General features: G+C 50.4%; 20 protein-coding genes. 13 read left to right on the top strand and 7 right to left on the bottom strand.

The window, feature by feature from the left end; all coding sequences use genetic code 11:
* Positions 1–108 precede the first annotated feature (108 nt).
* Positions 109–1,095, bottom strand: coding sequence for an NAD(P)H-dependent flavin oxidoreductase (locus BLP91_RS01200; protein ID WP_091565704.1), 987 nt, complete (start codon positions 1,093–1,095; stop codon positions 109–111).
* Between the two features lie 229 nt (positions 1,096–1,324).
* On the opposite strand from BLP91_RS01200, the gene BLP91_RS01195 reads away from it, so the two are divergent.
* The 5 genes from BLP91_RS01195 to BLP91_RS01175 all read left to right on the top strand — a co-directional run bounded on the left by BLP91_RS01195 (position 1,325) and on the right by BLP91_RS01175 (position 7,172).
* Positions 1,325–1,552: a DUF2553 family protein gene (locus BLP91_RS01195; protein WP_091565700.1), complete on the top strand. Its 228-nt coding sequence runs from the start codon at positions 1,325–1,327 to the stop codon at positions 1,550–1,552.
* A 473-nt stretch (positions 1,553–2,025) separates the two neighbouring features.
* On the top strand, positions 2,026–3,717 hold the full coding sequence (locus tag BLP91_RS01190) for a phospho-sugar mutase (protein WP_091565697.1): 1,692 nt from the start codon (positions 2,026–2,028) through the stop codon (positions 3,715–3,717).
* Positions 3,718–4,658: 941 nt separating this feature from the next.
* Positions 4,659–5,597 (top strand): SDR family oxidoreductase, encoded by a 939-nt coding sequence (locus BLP91_RS01185; RefSeq protein WP_091565694.1) that lies wholly within the window; start codon positions 4,659–4,661, stop codon positions 5,595–5,597.
* A 109-nt stretch (positions 5,598–5,706) separates the two neighbouring features.
* Complete coding sequence (locus tag BLP91_RS01180; RefSeq protein ID WP_245661972.1) at positions 5,707–6,588, top strand: DUF1002 domain-containing protein; 882 nt, start codon at positions 5,707–5,709, stop codon at positions 6,586–6,588.
* 149 nt (positions 6,589–6,737) lie between these two features.
* Complete coding sequence (locus tag BLP91_RS01175) at positions 6,738–7,172, top strand: VOC family protein (protein ID WP_091565692.1); 435 nt, start codon at positions 6,738–6,740, stop codon at positions 7,170–7,172.
* A gap of 243 nt (positions 7,173–7,415) precedes the next feature.
* Here BLP91_RS01175 and BLP91_RS01170 read toward each other — a convergent pair whose 3' ends face one another.
* Positions 7,416–8,771, bottom strand: a complete 1,356-nt coding sequence (locus BLP91_RS01170) for a glucose-6-phosphate isomerase (protein WP_091565689.1) — start codon at positions 8,769–8,771, stop codon at positions 7,416–7,418.
* Between the two features lie 213 nt (positions 8,772–8,984).
* On the opposite strand from BLP91_RS01170, the gene BLP91_RS01165 reads away from it, so the two are divergent.
* The 7 genes from BLP91_RS01165 to BLP91_RS01130 all read left to right on the top strand — a co-directional run bounded on the left by BLP91_RS01165 (position 8,985) and on the right by BLP91_RS01130 (position 13,509).
* On the top strand, positions 8,985–9,707 hold the full coding sequence (locus BLP91_RS01165) for a 5'-methylthioadenosine/adenosylhomocysteine nucleosidase (protein WP_176757743.1): 723 nt from the start codon (positions 8,985–8,987) through the stop codon (positions 9,705–9,707).
* Between the two features lie 29 nt (positions 9,708–9,736).
* Positions 9,737–10,261: an S-ribosylhomocysteine lyase gene (locus tag BLP91_RS01160; protein WP_091565687.1), complete on the top strand. Its 525-nt coding sequence runs from the start codon at positions 9,737–9,739 to the stop codon at positions 10,259–10,261.
* Positions 10,262–10,347: 86 nt separating this feature from the next.
* Entirely contained in the window at positions 10,348–10,605 is a 258-nt protein-coding gene (locus BLP91_RS01155) for a hypothetical protein (RefSeq protein ID WP_091565684.1), read from the top strand.
* Between the two features lie 163 nt (positions 10,606–10,768).
* Complete coding sequence (locus BLP91_RS01150) at positions 10,769–11,131, top strand: hypothetical protein (protein ID WP_091565681.1); 363 nt, start codon at positions 10,769–10,771, stop codon at positions 11,129–11,131.
* A gap of 952 nt (positions 11,132–12,083) precedes the next feature.
* Positions 12,084–12,431, top strand: coding sequence for a PadR family transcriptional regulator (locus BLP91_RS01140; RefSeq protein ID WP_091565676.1), 348 nt, complete (start codon positions 12,084–12,086; stop codon positions 12,429–12,431).
* Positions 12,424–13,083, top strand: coding sequence for a permease prefix domain 1-containing protein (locus BLP91_RS01135; protein WP_091565674.1), 660 nt, complete (start codon positions 12,424–12,426; stop codon positions 13,081–13,083). Before BLP91_RS01140 ends, BLP91_RS01135 begins: the two co-directional genes overlap by 8 nt.
* 18 nt (positions 13,084–13,101) lie before the next feature.
* Positions 13,102–13,509: a hypothetical protein gene (locus BLP91_RS01130; RefSeq protein WP_245661971.1), complete on the top strand. Its 408-nt coding sequence runs from the start codon at positions 13,102–13,104 to the stop codon at positions 13,507–13,509.
* A 146-nt stretch (positions 13,510–13,655) separates the two neighbouring features.
* Here the strand turns inward: BLP91_RS01130 and BLP91_RS17220 are convergent, their stop codons facing one another.
* From BLP91_RS17220 to BLP91_RS01115, 3 genes are all read right to left on the bottom strand, one after another.
* On the bottom strand, positions 13,656–13,793 hold the full coding sequence (locus tag BLP91_RS17220) for a GH32 C-terminal domain-containing protein (RefSeq protein ID WP_281220328.1): 138 nt from the start codon (positions 13,791–13,793) through the stop codon (positions 13,656–13,658).
* Between the two features lie 188 nt (positions 13,794–13,981).
* The gene (locus BLP91_RS01120; protein WP_091565668.1) at positions 13,982–14,977 is read right to left on the bottom strand and encodes a LacI family DNA-binding transcriptional regulator; all 996 of its coding nucleotides are present in this window, start codon (positions 14,975–14,977) and stop codon (positions 13,982–13,984) included.
* A 186-nt stretch (positions 14,978–15,163) separates the two neighbouring features.
* A complete protein-coding gene (locus tag BLP91_RS01115; protein ID WP_176757742.1) occupies positions 15,164–16,198 on the bottom strand; it encodes a CHAP domain-containing protein in 1,035 nt (344 codons plus the stop codon).
* A gap of 202 nt (positions 16,199–16,400) precedes the next feature.
* On the opposite strand from BLP91_RS01115, the gene BLP91_RS01110 reads away from it, so the two are divergent.
* Entirely contained in the window at positions 16,401–17,228 is an 828-nt protein-coding gene (locus tag BLP91_RS01110) for a M55 family metallopeptidase (protein ID WP_091565663.1), read from the top strand.
* Positions 17,229–17,345: 117 nt separating this feature from the next.
* Here the strand turns inward: BLP91_RS01110 and panF are convergent, their stop codons facing one another.
* Both panF and BLP91_RS01100 read right to left on the bottom strand, forming a co-directional pair.
* The gene (gene panF, locus BLP91_RS01105) at positions 17,346–18,812 is read right to left on the bottom strand and encodes a sodium/pantothenate symporter (RefSeq protein ID WP_091565660.1); all 1,467 of its coding nucleotides are present in this window, start codon (positions 18,810–18,812) and stop codon (positions 17,346–17,348) included.
* Complete coding sequence (locus BLP91_RS01100) at positions 18,809–19,132, bottom strand: YhdT family protein (protein WP_091565658.1); 324 nt, start codon at positions 19,130–19,132, stop codon at positions 18,809–18,811. Before BLP91_RS01100 ends, panF begins: the two co-directional genes overlap by 4 nt.
* Between the last annotated feature and the right edge of the window lie 123 nt (positions 19,133–19,255).

Below are 19,255 nucleotides of genomic sequence, written 5' to 3'. Positions count from 1 at the left end.
CTTGACAGCGTTTTCACGGTTATTATACTTGAGGGTTATCGGTCAGGCAAGACCTTAAAAAAATCCCTGCCTGAAAAATCTGCTTCTTTCTCGCGTCCTTTCCGCAATTTAGCGGGACTTCATGGCTGTGTTCTTGGGAACCAGCGAGGCCAGCGCCTGCTCGTACTCATCCCGTAACTCCCGTACCAAGTCGGATACCGGCATTTTGCGCTTCACCCGATTCACACCTTGCCCCGCCGACCAAATATCTTTCCATGCCTTCGCCCCGGATGCTTCCATCTTGGAAAAGTCTATTGTTTCCTTCTTTTGCAGTTGATCGGGGTCAAGACCTGCCCGCTGGATGCTGGGCAAAAGATAATTGGCATGAACGCCGCTAAAGGCGTCAGTATAAATCAAATCGTCCATGCTGGATGTCGTCAGCATGTCCTGGTAATCTTCACTGGCCATGCTTTCGGAAGTGGCGATAAAACGCGTTCCCATATAAGCCAGATCGGCACCCATCGCTCTAGCGGCCAAAATGTCCTCCCCGTCGGAAATACACCCGGCGAGGATGGTGATTCCATTCCAAAACTCCTTAACAGCCCCCATAAAAGCAAAAGGATTCAATGTCCCTGCATGTCCACCCGCTCCGTTACATACCAGAATCAACCCATCCACACCGGTGGCAGCCGCTTTTTTGGCATGTGACAAGTTGCTGACATCAGAGAAGACTAGCCCGCCGTACTGGTGAACAATCTCCACCACCCGATTCGGTTTTCCGAGGGAGGTGATCACGATCGGGGGACGATATTTTTTGATTAATTCCACATCTGCGTCATACCGCTGGTTGGTCCGATGGACGATCAGGTTGACCGCCCAGGGCGCAATGCGCTGATCGGGATGACGATCCCGGGCCGCAGCTAGATCCTCGGATATCCGTTTCATCCATTCTTCCAATTGTTCCGAAGTACGGGCATTCAACAGCGGGAAGGACCCAATCACCCCGGCTTTGCACCCTTCGATCACCAATTCAGGACTAGAAACGAGAAACATCGGCGCGGCAATGACAGGCAATTCCGTCTGATCCGCAATCATTGCAGGCAATCGACCAGCCATTTTTCCCATCCTTTCTTATGTTGCTTCGAGTCCATGATCCACCCACACACGATGAAATCCAACTTTAACTAGTTTGACAAGGTAGATTTTTGTAACGGAAGGGCACTTCCATTCTATCTTATAATTGTTCGACTTGCGAGAACTGCTTTTTTGAGCTGGTCCTCAAACCATGTATATCCCCTTAAACAATGGTTACACTTGCTTTAAAAACAACGGATGAGGTGATCCTTTGCAACGGGAAATAGCCGTCCAGGTTACCGGCATTCTACAGGACGGGCACATCGTCTTTTACGATGGCAGCCGCCGGATCGGAGAGATGGTCATGGATCCGGACCGAATTCAACTGGAGACCGGATATCAGCTCAGTCAAAATAAAATCTACTCCGTGGTCTCGAAACCAACCCGTGACCCTTTTCAGCAAGGATACGTCGACAGTTGTGATTTGGGATGGTGTTAGGCCCATGGAGAAAACCCCGGCGAACTGACATTCACCGGGGTTTATTATTTGTTTTCGGCCCAGAAGCTCAGCTTGGTCCATTTGAACGTAGTAATTCCTACCCGTCCTCAGGGACCGCTACTTCATGAACACACGATACATTCTAAATACAGTAATTCCAACATTCTTTTATATTTGCAAATAACCGTTTTTCTTTTAGACGTCCCGGCATACAAAAACTTGAATTAACATCTAATAATTCCGAATTTCACTCGTGATTTTCACCCCAAGATCTGTGGAACTCACAAAATAATGCACGACCTCCTTACATTTCCGGTAACAGTTAGTTGAGGGTTCTTAATCTGTTCAGCCATTCTCCTGAAAAGCAAATCGCTTGATCGTAAGAAGGGATTTGGGCTGATCTGTCGAAAAAGGCTTGTCGGAGATCCCCCATTGGAGGACTTCCTATTTGGACATCATCTGGAGTGTGATTTATGGATCCATTGACCCAAAACCATTGGAAACGCTGGATGGATTACTCGGATTTGGACTCGGATTTGAAGCAGGAGCTCCATTCTCTCCACGGGGAAGAGTTGGAGAGCGCCTTTTACCGTTATCTGGACTTCGGCACTGCCGGGATGCGAGGATTGATCGGCCCGGGCACCAACCGGATGAACCGGTATACTGTCCGCCGCACGACGGAGGGGCTGGCCCGGTATTTAGAATCAGGCACGAACAGGGAGCGGGAGCGAGGGGTGGTGATCGCCTTTGATTCCCGACTAAAATCCCCTCAATTTGCGGAGGAGGCAGCCGCTGTGCTGGCGACACACGGAATTCGCGTTCATCTGTTTCCTTCCCTCCGCCCGACACCCTTTCTCTCCTTTGCTGTTCGCCATCTGGAGGCGGCTGCCGGGATCATGATCACAGCCAGCCACAACCCTGCCGCCTACAACGGTTATAAAATGTACGGGGAGGACGGCGCTCAGATGCCCTCTCACAAAATGGAGGCGATTCTCCGGAATATCGAAGCGATCCAAGATGAATTGACCATCCCTGTGCTCTCCCCGGAGGAGGGACGGGCCCAGGGCTGGATTGAAACGCTAGGGGAAACCGTCGACCAGGCCTATATGGAGCATCTCCTCCGCCTCTCTTTAAGGGGAAAGCGGGAAGCAAACCAAGCGCTGCAGGTGGTCTTCACCCCCCTGCACGGCACGGGGAACCTCCCGGTCCGCCATGTATTGGAGAAACTGGGGTATACAGGACTGTACATCGTTCCGGAACAGGAACATCCGGATCCAGCCTTTTCCACGGTTGCTACCCCCAACCCGGAGGAGCCCGCCGCTTTTGCACGGGCACTGGAATACGCCCGCAAGCGGGAAGCTGACCTGGTGCTGGCCACCGATCCCGATGCCGACCGGTTGGGGATTCGGGTGAAAAGCCGCTCCGGAGATTACCTTCCGTTCAATGGAAACCAAATCGGGGCATTGCTCCTGTACTATTTGTTGACAGAGCGGAAACAACAGGGCACTCTTCCATCCAATGGCGTCATTGTCCAGTCCCTGGTCACCTCGGATCTGGGCCGTTCCATCGCCCATTCCTTCGGTGTTGCTGTGGATGAAGTATTGACCGGGTTTAAATATATCGCTGAAAAGATCGCGGAGTACGAAAGCGATCGCCGGTACCAATTCCTATTCGGCTATGAGGAAAGCGGCGGGTATCTTTTGGACGGTTTCGTCCGGGACAAGGATGCGATCCAGGCCGCGATGCTCATCTGTGAAGCAGCCGCCCACTATAAAGAACGAGGCCTCACCCTGGATGAGGTGTTGCACCGGCTTTATGAGGAGCACGGCTGGTATCGGGAAACCCTCGCCTCCTTCACCTTTTCCGGAAAAGCCGGTCAAGAGCGAATGACGGCGATCATGGACCGCCTCCGGCACCGCCCTCCGAAACGGATCGGAGGCCTGGCCGTCCGGAAACAAAAGGATTACATCCAGGGCCTGGACGGGTTCCCTCCGACGCAAATGCTGAAATATATCCTGGAGGATGGCAGCTGGATCGCTGTCCGGCCCTCCGGTACGGAACCTAAAATCAAACTCTACCTCAACACCGTCGGCCCCTCGGAAACCACAGCGCAAAACAAGCTGAACCGAATCCAGAAGGACATGCATGACTGGCTGGAAGCGTAAATCCATTCCCTTTCAAACGATGTTAGCCTCACCATCTTCTGTCCTAAGATTGGCCCGATAGCTGTATTTTAGGAAGTCTGGCCGGAACAGGAAGGAAGTAGAGGAAAGTGAGGAGGAAGGCTACCCCATGGCTATACAGCCACAAATGACGGTGACAGTTATCATCGAGGCATGACCGGAAACCAAGCTTTTTCAGCTGACCTTATCAAAGCCATTGGAGCAGATGATGTCAAAACAAATTGCCTCGTAAGGATTTGAATCAAAACGTAGGCAGTTCAGGGTTAACATGTATTGAGGCAGGGTGAAAGCTCAAACCAAGCCGGGAGTAGGTAACTCCCAACGAGAATATGAAAAATGCCGACCCTGCTTAAAGGATCGGCATTTTTCAATCCACTTCCGTACGCATGGTATATATGACACATATCTCGGATGACGCAACAAACTCCGCCTCTTCGGCAAATACGAACGGCGGCCTTTACCCGAAGCCGTTCCGACTGCACCCACAGTGCACAAATCTCGCCCCGCTCCGCTCCTCGGTCTCGCTTTGGCGGGACAGGACTGCTTTCTTTCAAAATAGGACCGAGATTTCCCCAAAGAGGCGCTATAGTCTATATAACCGGATAATACGGTTCATATCGTGGGTTAAAGTAATAGGGCGGTCTCTGACCGATTTTGGGCATGGACCATGTATAAGGATTTTCATCATATAACAACGGTACCTTTTCATCGGAGTGATGGATCAACAACAAAGTTACTCGGGGATCGAATGGACAGTATTGCAAAACGGGCAACCTCCTTGGTGTATTTATTTACATCATCCTATTCCATATCAGGAGAAATGAGCCCGTACTCGGGTTGGAAAATTCATTTAGACCATGCACGGCAAAGGCCCTGTGACATAAAGTAACTCAAAAATCGATGCCTCTGAGAGGAGATTGTCCATGTCACAGAATTATCGTCATCAGAAGAAACCCTCTGAGCAGCAAGGGTATCCGATGTATCCCCATTACGGAAAAATCACACGTTACCAAGATGTTCCCATCACGGTTCCAGAGCAACGCCAGCTTCGCCAACCCGGTGTAGAAAAATGTATGGTCCCCCCGCCTATCATCGAAAATCCCCATTATAAGGGAAGCGGAAAATTGAGGGGGAAGGTCGCTCTCATCACCGGTGGTGACAGCGGGATCGGAGCAGCAGTGGCCATTGCCTTCGCCAAAGAAGAGGCTGATGTCGCCATTTCCTATTTAGATGAGCATGAGGACGCAAATCGGACCAAAACGAGAATCGAAGAACTGGGTCAAAGCTGTTTATTGTTGCCCGGTGACTTAAGGGAAAAACAACAATGTATCCGCATCGTGGAAGAAACCATTCAAACTTTCGGGCAACTTCATGTTCTCTGTAACCATGTCGGAATCCAGTTTCAGCAATTAAACTTGCTTGATATTACTGATGAACAGTTCGATGATACCTTTAAAGTCAACATTTACTCTCATTTCTACACCACCCGGGCAGCCCTTCCGCACTTAAAAGCCGGCAGTTCCATTATCAATACGTCTTCCATTGTGACGTATGCCGGTAATAAACAATTGATTGACTACACCGCGACAAAAGGGGCGAACATCGGTTTCACCCGTGCATTGGCAAACAATCTCGTCGATCAAGGGATTCGAGTAAACGCCGTCGCACCTGGACGCGTATGGACCCCCCTGATCCCGTCCAGTTTTTCTGCAGACGAAGTGACCCTGGTCAATAATCCAATGGAGCGTCAAGGTCAACCATTTGAACTTGCCCCTACTTATGTTTATCTCGCCTCGGATGATTCCCGTTTTGTAACCGGTCAAACACTTCATGTGAACGGAGGGGAATGGACGTCCTCCTGATCCCATTCCCGTCCCAACCGCCCGCCACCCGCCTGAACCACTTAAATGGAAACATCCCCGCGCCAGATCTCGTTAGTGGTTAAGAGATCCATATCAAGGGGGTTATTCCGTGAAAAAAGGTACGCTTTTGGCACTGATCGGTTTATTTATGTTGGCAGCGGTCTTGCCGCAACCGGTTTCCGCTGATGCGGTCACCGGAGAGACCGTGGTCACTCTGGGCGCCGATTTGACACCGGCACAGGAGCAGTCCGTCCGTCAGGAGTTTGGTGTAGATGCTAACGTGGAGAGCATTGAAGTGGGGATTGAGGATATCCAGCAATATCTCCACGGCAAAAGCTCCACCACAAGTGGTTCCGCCGGCGGAGACAACAAAGCCTACTCCTCGGCCAAAATCACCCTGACCGATTCCGGAAACGGGATCAATGTACAGGCCAATAATGTGACCCAGGTGACGGAACAGATGTATGCCAACGCCTTGCTCACCGCCGGGGTTCAGGATGCCGACGTTCAGGTCACATCCCCGAAACCGGTCACCGGCACGGCCGCATTGACCGGCATCATGATGGCCTTTGAAAAAGCAGCCGATCAACAGATCAGTCAGGAACAGCGTCAAGTGGCCAATGAAGAGATGAAGCAAACCTCCCAGTTGGGGCAAAAGATCGGCGACAAGGAAAAAGCAGCACAGTTTATGACCCAGGTGAAAGACGAAATCGCCAACAAGCAACCTAAGAGTGAAGAAGAGGTGCGAGACATCATCGTCAACGTGGCCGGAGATCTGAACATCAACCTCAATGATCAGGATATCCAAAACATCACCCAAGTAATGTTCCAATTTTCCCAGCTGAATATCGACTGGGATTCCCTCGGTAACCAACTGGAAAAGCTGAAAGGCAGTTTGGGCGAGTTAGCCCAGTCGGAAGAAGCCCAGGGCTTTTTTGATAAAATCCTGGCCTGGCTCTCCGACCTGTTCAGCTCCCTCAAAAGCAGCTGAACCATTGAAAAAGACTCATAGGTCAAGTTAAATAGACGAAACTAATAAGAGGATATGATGTTCAATATATGAGCATATATCCTCTTTTCTCACACATATTAGAGGTGAAGTAAAGCATTTTTATTACTTGTAAATGGGGTGTGTCCATTATGGTTGGAGTAGAAATTGATATGGTTGTGAAAGATAGCTTAAAGGCATTGGAATTATACGAAAATATATTTGATATCGAGCGTGTGGAGGTTTCAAACTTACCTCGTGGTGAAAATGAGGTAGTTTTTATCCTATATGATGTTCGCTTTCATTTGTTAGATGAAAACCCAGAATTCCATTTGATCGCACCAAATCCTGACGACCCTAAAACTAGTTGGGTTAATGTTGCTGTCTCAGACATTAAGAAGACCTATGCAAAGGCGATGGATTTAGGTTGTACAGAGGTGCAACCGGTGACTGAGATTTCTGACTTCGGAGTATCGAACGCCATATTCATGGACCCCTTTGGTTATATATGGATGCTGCATCAAGTACATAAAGAGGTTAGTCATGAAGAACGTATACAGCTTTGGAAGGAAAAAAGGGAGAATTAACCATGGGTGTATTATAAGCTCAAAAATGGTATCCAGAAATCGGTTCTTTAACTAATGGGTGTCGTTAGTGAAAGAAAAAAGGACATAACATATTAGTCATATAAAATATGTTATGTCCTTTAATTTAGGTCTTTGCTTTAGTGGTTGTCTGTCGGACGGATCCAACCTCATTCAGATAGCCGGACCGGAATAAAACCATCTTCCGATAATTCCGTCGGAGAGATGGGATCAGTCCCCTTGGTCTTACTCCTTCAGCCGTTTGCGCAGCTGTTCCCCGTCTTCCTCAAAACCGGGTTTGCCCAACAGCGCGAACATATTCCGTTTATAAGCTTCCACTCCCGGTTGATCGAAGGGATTCACCCCCATCAGATGACCGCTGATGCCACAAGCCTTTTCAAAGAAGTAGACCAGTTCACCGAAATAGTAAGCATTCGCCTCCGGGACGCTTACCACCAAATTGGGCACACCCCCGTCGGTGTGGGCCAGCAGTGTCCCCTGGAAGGCGCTGTGATTCACTTCATCCATGGTCCGTCCAGCCAGATAGTTGAGTCCATCCAGGTTGTCAACATCTTCCCCAATGGTGATCGACTCCGCCGGTTGATCGATCCGTACCACCGTTTCAAACAGATCCCGGCGTCCTTCCTGAATATATTGGCCCATGGAATGCAGATCGGTGGTGAAGTTGACCGATGCCGGGTAGATACCCTTCTGATCCTTCCCTTCACTCTCCCCGAAGAGCTGTTTCCACCACTCGGAGAAAGTTTGCAGGGAGGGTTCATAATTAACCAGCAACTCTATCGTCTTCCCTTTGCGGTACAGGAGATTGCGCACGGCTGCATACTGGTAGGACGCATTCTGCTCTAAATCAGCTGTACCGTAGATTTGGGCCGCCTCCCCAGCCCCGGCCATCATCTGATCGATATCGATGCCGGCGGCAGCGATGGGCAACAGCCCGACCGCCGTTAGCACAGAGTAACGGCCCCCCACATCGTCGGGAATGACGAAGCTTTCGTAGCCTTCGGTATCCGCCAATTGCTTCAGGGCGCCTTTTTGTCGGTCCGTAGTGGTGTAAATTCGTTTTTTCGCCTCTTCCTTACCATATTGCTGCTCCAACCACTCTTTCAATATACGAAAAGCGATCGCCGGTTCCGTAGTGGTGCCGGATTTGGAGATCACATTGAGACTGACCCGCTTCCCTTCCAGTTGCTCCAGGAGATGGGTGAGGTAAGTGGAGCTGATGTGATGACCGGCAAAATAAATCTCCGGTCCCTGCCGCTTCTCCTTCGGCAGTTGGTTATAAAAGGTGTGGGTCAGCATCTCCAGCGCCGCTCGGGCCCCCAAGTAGGAACCCCCGATCCCGATCACCACCAACGCATCGGAATCGGAACGGATCTTTTCCGCCGCCTGCTTGATGCGGGCAAACTCTTCCTTGTCAAAATTCCGGGGCCACTCAATCCAACCCAGAAAATCGCTGCCGGCACCGGTTCCATGATGAAGCAGTTGATGGGCCGTTTGAACGGCCGGTTTCATCTGTTCGAGCTCATGCCCGCCGAAAAAATTGAGGGCATTGGAATAGTCGAATGTGAGTTGCTTGGCCATGTGGGTCCCTCCGTTTGTATGTATGATCCTATTTTAAGGACCTGGTCCGGATACCCATTCATTTTACTGAATCCGAGAGGCAAATTCAAAAAGATGGGCCCTGTATCATCGATGGGCGCCGGTTGCGAGACATGTTATAATCGAAATCGCATGCCGATACAGCTCCTAATCTGTCACCCATCGCCGTCTTCATCGAAGGAGGAACACCGAAAAGTGAATGAAGTCCAAACCATTGCTGTGATTTCCGCGATGCGGGAAGAATTGGCTCCTCTAAAACAACGCCTCAACATCGAGGAAGAAGGTATAAAGGGCGGCTTTCTTCTGTCGATCGCCCATTTCGAGGGTCTGCGCGTCATTTTGGCCGTCTCCGGCGTCGGTAAAGCCAATGCCGCCGCCTGTATGCAGCAGGTCATCACATTGTACCGGCCTTCTGAGGTCATCAATATCGGAGCCGCTGGTTCCTTAAACGATCGCCTGCAGGTGGGCGCGATGGTCCTGGTGAGCGAATCCCTTTATCACGATGTCGATTGTACCGGGGTCGGTGAAGCACCGAACACCCTGCCCCGCATTCCCCGAGTGATCCCTTCGGATTCGGGACTGATCCAGCAGCTAAGCCAAGTGGCGGCCAACCTGGACCTCTCCTGTCACACCGGACGGATCGCTACCGGAGACACCTTCGTCTCCGACGGGGAACGGCGAAAATCGATTCGTAAGCAAACTGATGCGGAGCTGGTGGAGATGGAGACCGCCGCCTTCGCCCAGATCGCCTATCTGAACGGCATCCCCTTTGTCTCCGTTCGCTCTGTCTCCGACAACGCCGACGGTGAAGCGGAAATTTCCTTTGAAACCTTTCTGGCAGAGACTTCGGAGCGGAACGCCCGCTTGCTAGATACCTATCTGTCTGTCCAAGCGCAACAATTGCAACCGGTCTCTTGATCCCATCCCGATATAAGGAGTGAACCTCGATGACCGATCGCTACAATGTAGAATCCTTTAATCTGGACCATACCCAAGTCGCTGCCCCCTATATTCGGGTGGCAGATGTCAAAGAGTTAAACGGAGAAACCATCACCAAATTTGACCTCCGTTTCACCCAACCCAACGAGCGGTTCATCCCTACGGATGCCCTGCACTCCCTGGAGCATCTGCTGGCGGAAAACAGCCGTAATCACAGCGATGATGTGGTGGACCTATCGCCGATGGGCTGCCGGACTGGCTTCTACCTGATCATGCACGGGAAAAAGTCACCGGAAGAAGTGGCTCGACTGATCACTCGCACCCTGAAAGACATCCTGGAAGCGGATCAGGTGCCAGGCTGTTCCCCCGTCCACTGCGGCAACTACCGGGATCATGATCTGGAAGGAGCCAAGCGGTGGGCCCGCCGCTTTCTGTCTGTGGCCGAGGAGGATCTCCTCAAGGTTTTCCGCTCCGATTATCCGGAAGAACGCTTACACCATCTGCCGGACTGGCCCCGTCGTTCCGACGTTTAACAAACCAGCCCTTTAAAGGGCCGGTTCTTTTGTCAGGGACAATCTGCATAGATTATCAAAGAGACTTTTGATAAGGGGGATGCGGATTGTTAACCCTGGAAGAAAGGCGCAAAGTGAAACGAATTCGTCGGAGCCTGACCAAACTGCAGCTACAGGTGGCTGCCCACGAAGGCGATTTGGATCCCTCTGACCTCCGCATAGCAGTAGACAATCTCTGCCGGGCGGCGGAAACCCTCGCCGATATGCATCTAGAAACCAGCCGCTTGGTCGACCCCATCCGCTATGTGGAGGAAAAGCTGAACACCGTCCGCAACACATTGGTGCATAAGCAATTGACCAAATAATCGCCGGCCCCTCACAGGGGGCTTTTTTGTATAACATAATTGGTGTCACCTGACCTGGCCTCATCTTTTAAAGATGATCGTCAAACCACAGACCGATGTCCGTGGCTTTATGGCCCATAATTTGAGAAAGAAGATTTCACCACATTTAAAAGGATGTGATAAATTGAGCGAAAATAAAAACAAAATTTTACTCAATAGTCTTGTTATTTTTTATATTTTAACATTAATTATCTTTTTCGTTGGTAAAAACAGGATAGTGAGCAAATATCACTTAGATAAAGGGCCATCGAAGGATAGTGGATTTCATGTATTACTAACCTGGGTAGACACCTTCGCTATATTGTTTATTATTCCTCTTGCAGTATGGGCTATATGGGGTTCTTATCGCCTGTTTCGCAAACTTAATCCCCAAAATCAAAGATTAACCACGACGTTTGTTATGATTGGTGTCGTTCCCGTAGTTGGTATAGCTTCTTACATACTTTACTGGGTTTTTATCTTAACCTTCTATGGGTTCGCTCCTTAAGTGATTCAGTAAACCACACCTTTACCCCCTAGTGTAAAGCCCCTTGAAGGAAGTTATAACTCGGTATGAGCGGATATAAAGAGCTTTAAACCCTTGTCCATGTTCGCTTAAAATAGCAGGGGATTATAGACTTTTCAAACAGTTTAACGCTTCTTCCTCGGAAATTTCACCACGCCAGTGTTGAATCGAAATATCGAGCACTTCCTTTGAGGGCTTTTGTCCTTCAGCTCCTACTGAAACGCGAGCATAGCGAATTCCTTTTTTAATTTTTGCTCTTGATCGTGGTTCTGCCCAGACGCCTTGACGGCGAGAATAAAACTGCTGGAGGAATATTTATGTCGTTTCTGTTGTCTCACCCGGTTTTTATATTTGTTTTCGGAGGATTGATAATCCTCTCCCTAACCTACACACTTTATCGGCTTTTTCCCTCTCGAAAAACTCCGAAATATATACCATCCTTTATCTGTTTGGTATTTGAAATTTACCTGGTCGTCCATGCGTTCCCCTTTATATCCCGGGGATGGGAAGGTATGGGTTACCTTATGTTAAGCATTGCTAACTTTTTTATTTTACTCGCAGGCTTTATTAGCGCTAAAGTCTTTGAGCACAAACAAGACTACAGTTAAAACAAACACCCCTCTATCAAGAGGGGCGTTTGTTTTTAACTGTCAGCATAAATCGTGTTTAGAAACAACCCAATCATCCCATAGATATCATTCAGTCTTAATCGCACCCGCCACAATCGGCCCATCCAAAGTTCACATAGGACGATCATGCCACCGGCAACATCTTATGGATGAATCAGAGGGTACACCATAATCGTCACCACCTCCCTTTTCATAATGCCTATATCCTAGAGATCCTATAGTTTTTCCTACGCAAATACCTTATTCACAAAATTACCTTGACAGACAAAGTAATTCGTCTTACCATGTATTTGGGAGGGAAAAATATGAAAACGGCGATTTCAACCGACCTCATTCGGGGGCATACCGATGCGATTATCTTAAACTTATTGCGTCAAGGTGACAGTTACGGCTACGATCTCTACAAAAAAATTGCGATGTTGAGCGACCATCAATATGAGTTAAAAGAGGCCACCCTTTATACCGCTTTTCGTCGATTGGAACAAGAGGGTTATATCGTTTCCTATTGGGGGGATGAAACCCAAGGCAGCCGGCGTAAATACTATCGAATCACCGATGAAGGAAAGGTTCACTATCAAAAGCGGGTCCAGGACTGGGATGTCGCCAAAGAGATCTTGGAAAAGTTGATCAAAGGAGGCCTTTGCGATGAGTAAAAAGAATCGTCGGATGGAAAAGAGAGTTGAGGAATATATTGAGAAACTATTTTCTCACGTGGGGGAGAGCCAACAGCTATTCGATCTGAAAGAAGAATTGGCCACCAATATGAAGGAGAAGATCGCCGATTACCTGTCCCAAGGAATGGATGAAGAACAAGCCTTCAAAGAGACGATCGCTTCGATGGGGGATTTGAGCGGGCTGGTGGAGGATATGCGTCAGCTGGGACAGGATCAAGCGAAACAAGCGGTCTATTCCACCATGACCGCACGTATTTCGACAGCCGGCATTGTGGCTGGGGTGTTATTGATTCTCTTCGGTGCTTTTACTGCCAGCATGTTGTATTTCATGGATCTGCCCGCCGTCGAAGTTACCTCAAACGGCATCTTTATAGTGGCTGGCGGTGCATTGCTCACCTACAGCCTGTTGACGAGAGAGACTGCCAAAAAATACGCGATGAATAAAATCCGGGCGGCCTTGTTTGCCCTTTCTGTGGGACTTCTTCTGTTCAGCCTTTTCACCGGAATGATCACCCGTTTCGCCACCGGTGAAACCTACGCGGCGATCGCGTCCACGATGGTGTTTTTTCTAACCGGGGCCGGATTATTTTTATACCTCACGCTCACCGGCACCCAACGTCGCAAGACATAACATCGGAGTGAGAAGATCATGATGCAAGCGGTAAAGGAACAATGGCCCCTTATTCTCGGTCTCAGTGCGCTGGCGATGGTGAGACCTTTGATGAGCATCCTCGGGTGGCTGGAGGCTATCGGACAACCGACCGCCAGTATCGCGGTGACCCTCATCATTTCCGCGGTATGGCTCGTCGTTGTGCTGTCTCTACGCGTCCACCGCCCCCTGGTCACGTTGACATGGGTGGGGGTCGGTTACGGACTCCTGGCCATCATCCTCAGCGCGGTGCTTTCCCCGTTGATCACCGGCCACCTGCAAGGTCCGATCACCAACCCCTTTGCCGTCGTCAGCGTCCTGATCACAAACGGGGGTTGGGGATTGCTGGTCGGCTCACTTGCCGCACTCATACGGCGCGGAAAAACAGAAGGTCAAGGAGAGCGCTAGAAAGAGAGAAGATCCACGTCGGTCTACACGCTCAGAAAGACGATCTCACGAAAAATGAAAGCCCGCTTCCCCGAGCATGGGCGAAGCGGGCTTTCAATCACTCGATTACCGAGCCAACCCGAACAAGGGTTGGACTTCCTTCAGCGCTAATGACCATCAAACTGAACTTGTCCATCAGCGATAAACTGGATCTCTTCCTGTTCCGGTCGGGGGAACATACGGGCCGTAAACACCTCTTCCCCTTTATTGACAATAATTTCGATGGAGGATGTGTCCAGAAAGATGTGCAGGCTTTGTACCGATCAAGCGTACAGATTCTCTCCTCCGGCTCCGGCCGGATGAAACTTTTCCCAAAATGATTTCTTGCGCCATTTTTTTGTGCTGTTTCTTTATTTCTCACCCTTTTTTCATTACTGTGGAATCGATTCCATAGTTGGCGAAAAAAGATGAAACCGCCTCCATTTTATAGAGTTTAAAGCCACAATACACTATCTCGTTCAATCAGTCTATATCTCATCACTTTTCTTACTGGCTTGCTTCCCGGATGTTGGATGTGGTGCAGAAGCAATCGAGCGGCCTCTCTTCCGGTATCGGCATTTTGAAAGTCGATAGTAGTCAACGCCGGGTCAAGGTATTGGCCGATGTTTGAATTCCCGGTCCCGACAAGGGCGATATCCTCTGGGATCGAAAAGTGCTGCTCTTTTAAATACTGCATCGCCCCGACGGCAATCGTATCCGTTGCGGCAAAAACCGCGGTCGGCAGGTGGACCGATTGTTCTCGGATCGATTTCATCGCCTGATAACCGGAATCAAAATCGAAATGGGCTTCCGCCGTCCATTCTTCTTTGATCTCCAATCGATGGGCTTTCAAGCTGTCCAGATAACCTTGCTTTCGCAAATAACCCACCGCATGATCCTCTTCTGTTACACCGATAAACCCGATCCGCTCGTGGCCTTGAGCAATCAGACGGTCCGTCATTTCTCTGGCTGCCCCGTAGTCATCATTGACGACGATGGATACATCGGGGATCTCTTGTCCGATGGCGATCAAAGGGATATTAAGCTGACGGATTTCATCTGTGAGACGGCGGTTTCGATTGGTAGCGAACAAAATCATTCCATCCACTTGCCGGCTCTTTAGTAGGTTAATATTTTCAATTTCCTTCTCTTGCTTCAGGTTTGTATTGGCCAAAATGATCTGGTAACCTTCTTTGGCTAATTCATCATTTAAGGCATTCACCGTGCGAATGGACGCTTCCGTGTTCAAGCGAGGCAGAACCACCCCGATCACATTGGTCCGCTTGGTTCGAAGGGATTTGGCGTGCTCACTAGGTACATACCCCGTCTCTTCTATAATTTTCAACACACGTCGACGCACTTCATCACTGACATAACCATCATTTAACACCCGCGAAACCGTGGAGCTGGATACATTGGCTAATTTGGCAATTTCTTTGATCGTGGTCATCTATTTGTTTCCTCCGACCATGATAACGTTTCCTCCATTTAAGTTAAGCCAAATCTAGCAAGCAAAGCAAGACCCCAAAGGGCTCATTCATTTTGATGTTCCCAATCCTCCCTCTGACCCCACCCATCCGATATAGATCAGTGGCATAAAAAAGTGGCCGTGTTGAGCCGCTTGACGCTAGAATAGTTATTCCGTGATATGGATAAAGTTGCTCACTTCCGAGGCGTTGATGGTCCGTTTGGAAAATCCGTAGTCTACTTCCCAGTTGTACTCTTCTACCGTCACCTGATCCCCGTTCACCTCGGTGACGTAGGCGACGTGACCGGCGCTGCCCACTCCCTGGGCTCCTGGGTTCCACTGAGCGACAGCTCCGACGGCGGGTTGATCATTGACGAGGAACCCGATCTTCCGAGCGTTGTCATCCCAGTTGCTGGCGTTACTAAACTTGCCGCCTTTCATCGTGTTGGAAAAATCAATCCCGTCCTGGTTGAGACGCCAAGCCACAAAAGAGGTGCATTGTCGGTTGTAGAAGCCCCAGGGATCGATGCCCGATGTACTGGCATCCTTGAAGGGATAAAGAGAGGCGGACACCTGAACCACTTTCTTGAGGGCCGCTTTCAATTGTTGTTCCCGCTCTCCCAAATGGTCTAATCGGGCTTCTTTTTTCTCCAGCTTGGTGTTGATTTTTTTATACTGTTTTTGGATGTCCTTCGCCTCATGCTGCTGTTTATCTTTCAGATTATGAAGCTTTTTGCTCATTTGAACCCGTTTCTGCCGAGCTTGTTCGAACTTGCGAAAGTCGGCTTCGTCTTCTTTGACCAGCAAGCGGAGAAGTTCCAGCCGACCTAAAAACTCTTTGATGGAGTCCGCTGCCAACAAACTCTCCAGGCCCGCATCTTCCTTACGGTAAACCAATTTGACACGGTCCTGGTATTGCTTTTGGTGATATTTTAACTTGCTTTCATTTTTCTTCATTTTTTTGCGGAGGGTGTCGATGCGATCACTGGTTTGGGAGATCTCTTTCTCCATCCGGATCGCTTTCTTTTTTAGCGGGTCAATCTCTTTTTTTAATTTTCGGGTCTCCTTTTCCACATCCTCCTGCTTTTGGCGCAGGTCTTTGATCTCGGCTTTGGTTTCCTCTTCCGCGTGAACCGATGTTACAGGAGTTGAGGTCCCAAGCACGGTGATAGCGGATAGGATCGCAATCCATTGATTCTTCACTGGTTTCCTCTCCCATATCAAGCAGTCTCTTTTTTCTCTCTTTATGTGTTCGATAGACGGATTTCTTTCCCATTTCTGGGTGAGATACTGCCATTTGAACGCCTGCCCGATTTTATAACATAGTTCTCCCGGTTTCGTCCAACCTGGAACAGCTTCCAATTTTTTCGTCAAACATGGTATGATGTCGACGGGAGGGAGAGCGATGAAACTATTTATATCCGCTGATATGGAAGGGATTTCCGGCATTCACGATCCTTCACACATCTTGCCGGGCACCGGTCACAATTATGAGCGGGGCCGGTCCTTTATGACCCGGGATGTCAACACCGTCGTCGAAGCGGCGCTGGATTTCGGAGTGAAGGAGGTCGTGGTAGCCGACAGCCATTTTGATGGCAACAATCTGTTGTCAGAGTCGCTTCATCCTGCGATCCGGCTGATTGCTGGATTTCCACGCCCCGACTTTATGATGCACGGGCTGGATGAAACATTCGACGCCGCTTTTTTTGTGGGATACCACACCCGTCACGGAGCCCCAGGCGTGCTCAGCCACACCATCTCCCCAGTGGTGCGCAACTTGTATCTCAATGGAAAAAAAGTCGGCGAGTTTGGGTTAAACAGCGCTTTTGCCGGCATTCTCGGGGTTCCGTCCTGCCTGGTGTCTGGAGATGATCGCATCGCTGAGGAAGCCCGGGACTGGGTCCCTGACATCCGGACCGCTATCGTTAAGACGGCGGTCTCCCGAACCTCCGCTGAACTGTTCTCCCCTGAAAAAAGCCGGGACGTGCTGCGGCAACAAACCATGGAAGCACTCTCCGCCGTCGGCAAAATCCCTCCGGTCCAGTTGTCGGAACCGATCGAGGTCAAAGTGGAGTTTGCCCACAGTGGACAGGCAGAGATGGCCGCTATGATGCCGGGTACAACTCTTCATCCCGGGGAGTCAGCCGTTTCTCTCACCCTGGACAACCCCCGCCATCTGCTCTCCTCGGTGCGCGCATTGCTGACCGCTTCCGGTGATCTGGAACTGTTTTGATCGGTGACCTTCTCACAAGGGACCAACAATAATGGGATCCATGCTTATCCAGCCCACCCATAAAAAGAGACTAAGGGTCCTCCTTAGTCTCTTTCACTCTAAAAGGTCCACTCTCTATTAAGCTCCCCAAAACCGCTGCACGATCTCCCGCTGTTCTACCTGATTCCGATGAGCCGTCAAGAGGCTGACCACGACATAAGCAATGAGAGAGAGCAGCACTGGGAGCACCACTCCGTGCATCCCCAAGGGATCAGGCCAGAAGCGGCCGAACAAGAGATAGGTACCGACGCCGATCACAATCGAGGCTAGAGCCCCGTTTGCATTCCCCTTTTTCCAATAAAGGCCCAGCACGATCGGCCACAGGAAGGCAGCTTCCAAGCCCCCGAAGGCGTAGAGGTTGAGCCAGATCAACAATTCCGGCGGACGGATCGCCATCACGAACATCAGCAGTCCCACCACAGCGGTCACGGTGATGCTGAGTCGTCGCAAGTTTTGTTCCGTCGCGCGGGGACGGAGATAGTTGAGATACAGATCTTTCACAATCGACGAGCTGACCATCAGCAGCAGCGAGTCGACGGTAGACATGATCGCCGCCATCGGCGCAGCCAGGACCAAGCCTGCCACCCAAGGCGGCAGCACCTCCAGGGCAAGCAAAGGCATCACCATATCCCCCACTTCTACTCCGGGGATCACCACCCGGGCGAACACCCCGATCAAGTGCATGCCCAACATAATGATGCCAACCACAACGGTGCCGATCACCATCGCCCGGTGCATGGCTCGGGAATCTCGATAAGACATGGCCCGGACCGCTACCTGGGGCAGACCGACCACACCGACTCCCACCAGGATCCAAAAAGAGGAAACATAGAGCGGAGTTAACGACCCATCAGCTCCGTAAGGAGTGATCAGCCTCGGATTTTCTTCCGCCAGCTGATTGATGATCTGTGACACCCCACCTCCAACCTGGATAGTGGCGACCAACAGCAGAATGGTTCCCCCGAGCATGATCAATCCCTGGATCGCATCAGTCATGGCCACGGCGCGAAATCCGCCGATCGCCACATAGACCAGCACCGTCACCGCAAAAATGAACAGGGCGGCCTCATAAGGGATCCCGGTGATGGACTGGATCAGCCGCCCTCCGCCCACCCATTGGGCCGCCATCGCTGAAAAGAGAAAAACGACGATGCTGATGGCGGATAGAATAACCACCCACTGATTCCGATACCGCTCTTTGAGAAAATCAACCAGAGTGACCGCGTTCATTTTGCGAGAGACGATGGCATACTTTTTACCCAGGACGGCCAGGGTAAAATAACCGGTCACCAGCTGGGACATGGCCAAAAGGACCCATCCCAGTCCCAGGGTATAAGCCGTCCCCGGGCCGCCTAGAAAGCTGCTGGCACTCCCGTAGGTGGCCACCATGGTCATCGCCAGCACAAACCCGCCCAGCTCCCTTCCACCGAGAAAATAAGCTTGCAAAAAATGAGGGGTCGACCGCAAGTGGCGGGAGGAAAGATAACCGATAATAAAGACGGCTAACAAATAGAGGGTCATTGGCAGAACCACCGACAGGTTCATGTGGACTCCCTCCCTTCTTCCTCTTCTTTCTCCGGAGTAGCCTCCAGGGGAAGTTCACGAAAGAAGAAGCGAACCACCAGTGCCACCAAGGGAATAAACAGGAGCAGTCCACCGATGCAACTATAGAAAAACCACTGAGGCAAACCAAAGATATATTGATACTCTTCCACCGGTTTGGAACCCAAGCCATAGGCGAAGGCATACCACCAGATAAAGTTGGCCAGGGCCAGTCCGACCCCGATCCACGCTTCCCGCCGTGCGATCCGGTAGCGCGGGTCTTCCCGCCACCGACTTTGGTTCGATTGTGAGTGTTGCACCATTCGTTACCTCCCCTTTATCTACGTTCAACTGGAATGAGAAAAGCGTAGCAGACCGGGCTCGTGGGGACAAGATCCCCCGTTGTTGTTCCTTTCCGCAAAAAAAGGCCGCATTCCTCCGATGGA

The sequence above is a fragment of the Melghirimyces thermohalophilus genome (genome assembly GCF_900102685.1).
GTDB classification, from domain to species: domain Bacteria; phylum Bacillota; class Bacilli; order Thermoactinomycetales; family DSM-45169; genus Melghirimyces; species Melghirimyces thermohalophilus.
Note: the sequence above shows the minus strand (reverse complement) of the source record. Positions and strands in the feature narration are given on the sequence as shown.

Coding starts and splice junctions, on each gene's coding strand:
- BLP91_RS01140 (WP_091565676.1), top strand. CDS start 12,084: ATGAAAACGGCGATTTCAACCGACCTCATTCGGGGGCATACCGATGCG.
- BLP91_RS01100 (WP_091565658.1), bottom strand. CDS start 19,132: ATGGTGCAACACTCACAATCGAACCAAAGTCGGTGGCGGGAAGACCCG.
- BLP91_RS01190 (WP_091565697.1), top strand. CDS start 2,026: ATGGATCCATTGACCCAAAACCATTGGAAACGCTGGATGGATTACTCG.
- BLP91_RS01135 (WP_091565674.1), top strand. CDS start 12,424: ATGAGTAAAAAGAATCGTCGGATGGAAAAGAGAGTTGAGGAATATATT.
- BLP91_RS01130 (WP_245661971.1), top strand. CDS start 13,102: ATGATGCAAGCGGTAAAGGAACAATGGCCCCTTATTCTCGGTCTCAGT.
- BLP91_RS01170 (WP_091565689.1), bottom strand. CDS start 8,771: ATGGCCAAGCAACTCACATTCGACTATTCCAATGCCCTCAATTTTTTC.
- BLP91_RS01175 (WP_091565692.1), top strand. CDS start 6,738: ATGGTTGGAGTAGAAATTGATATGGTTGTGAAAGATAGCTTAAAGGCA.
- panF (WP_091565660.1), bottom strand. CDS start 18,812: ATGAACCTGTCGGTGGTTCTGCCAATGACCCTCTATTTGTTAGCCGTC.
- BLP91_RS01200 (WP_091565704.1), bottom strand. CDS start 1,095: ATGGCTGGTCGATTGCCTGCAATGATTGCGGATCAGACGGAATTGCCT.
- BLP91_RS01160 (WP_091565687.1), top strand. CDS start 9,737: ATGACCGATCGCTACAATGTAGAATCCTTTAATCTGGACCATACCCAA.
- BLP91_RS01185 (WP_091565694.1), top strand. CDS start 4,659: ATGTCACAGAATTATCGTCATCAGAAGAAACCCTCTGAGCAGCAAGGG.
- BLP91_RS01120 (WP_091565668.1), bottom strand. CDS start 14,977: ATGACCACGATCAAAGAAATTGCCAAATTAGCCAATGTATCCAGCTCC.
- BLP91_RS01110 (WP_091565663.1), top strand. CDS start 16,401: ATGAAACTATTTATATCCGCTGATATGGAAGGGATTTCCGGCATTCAC.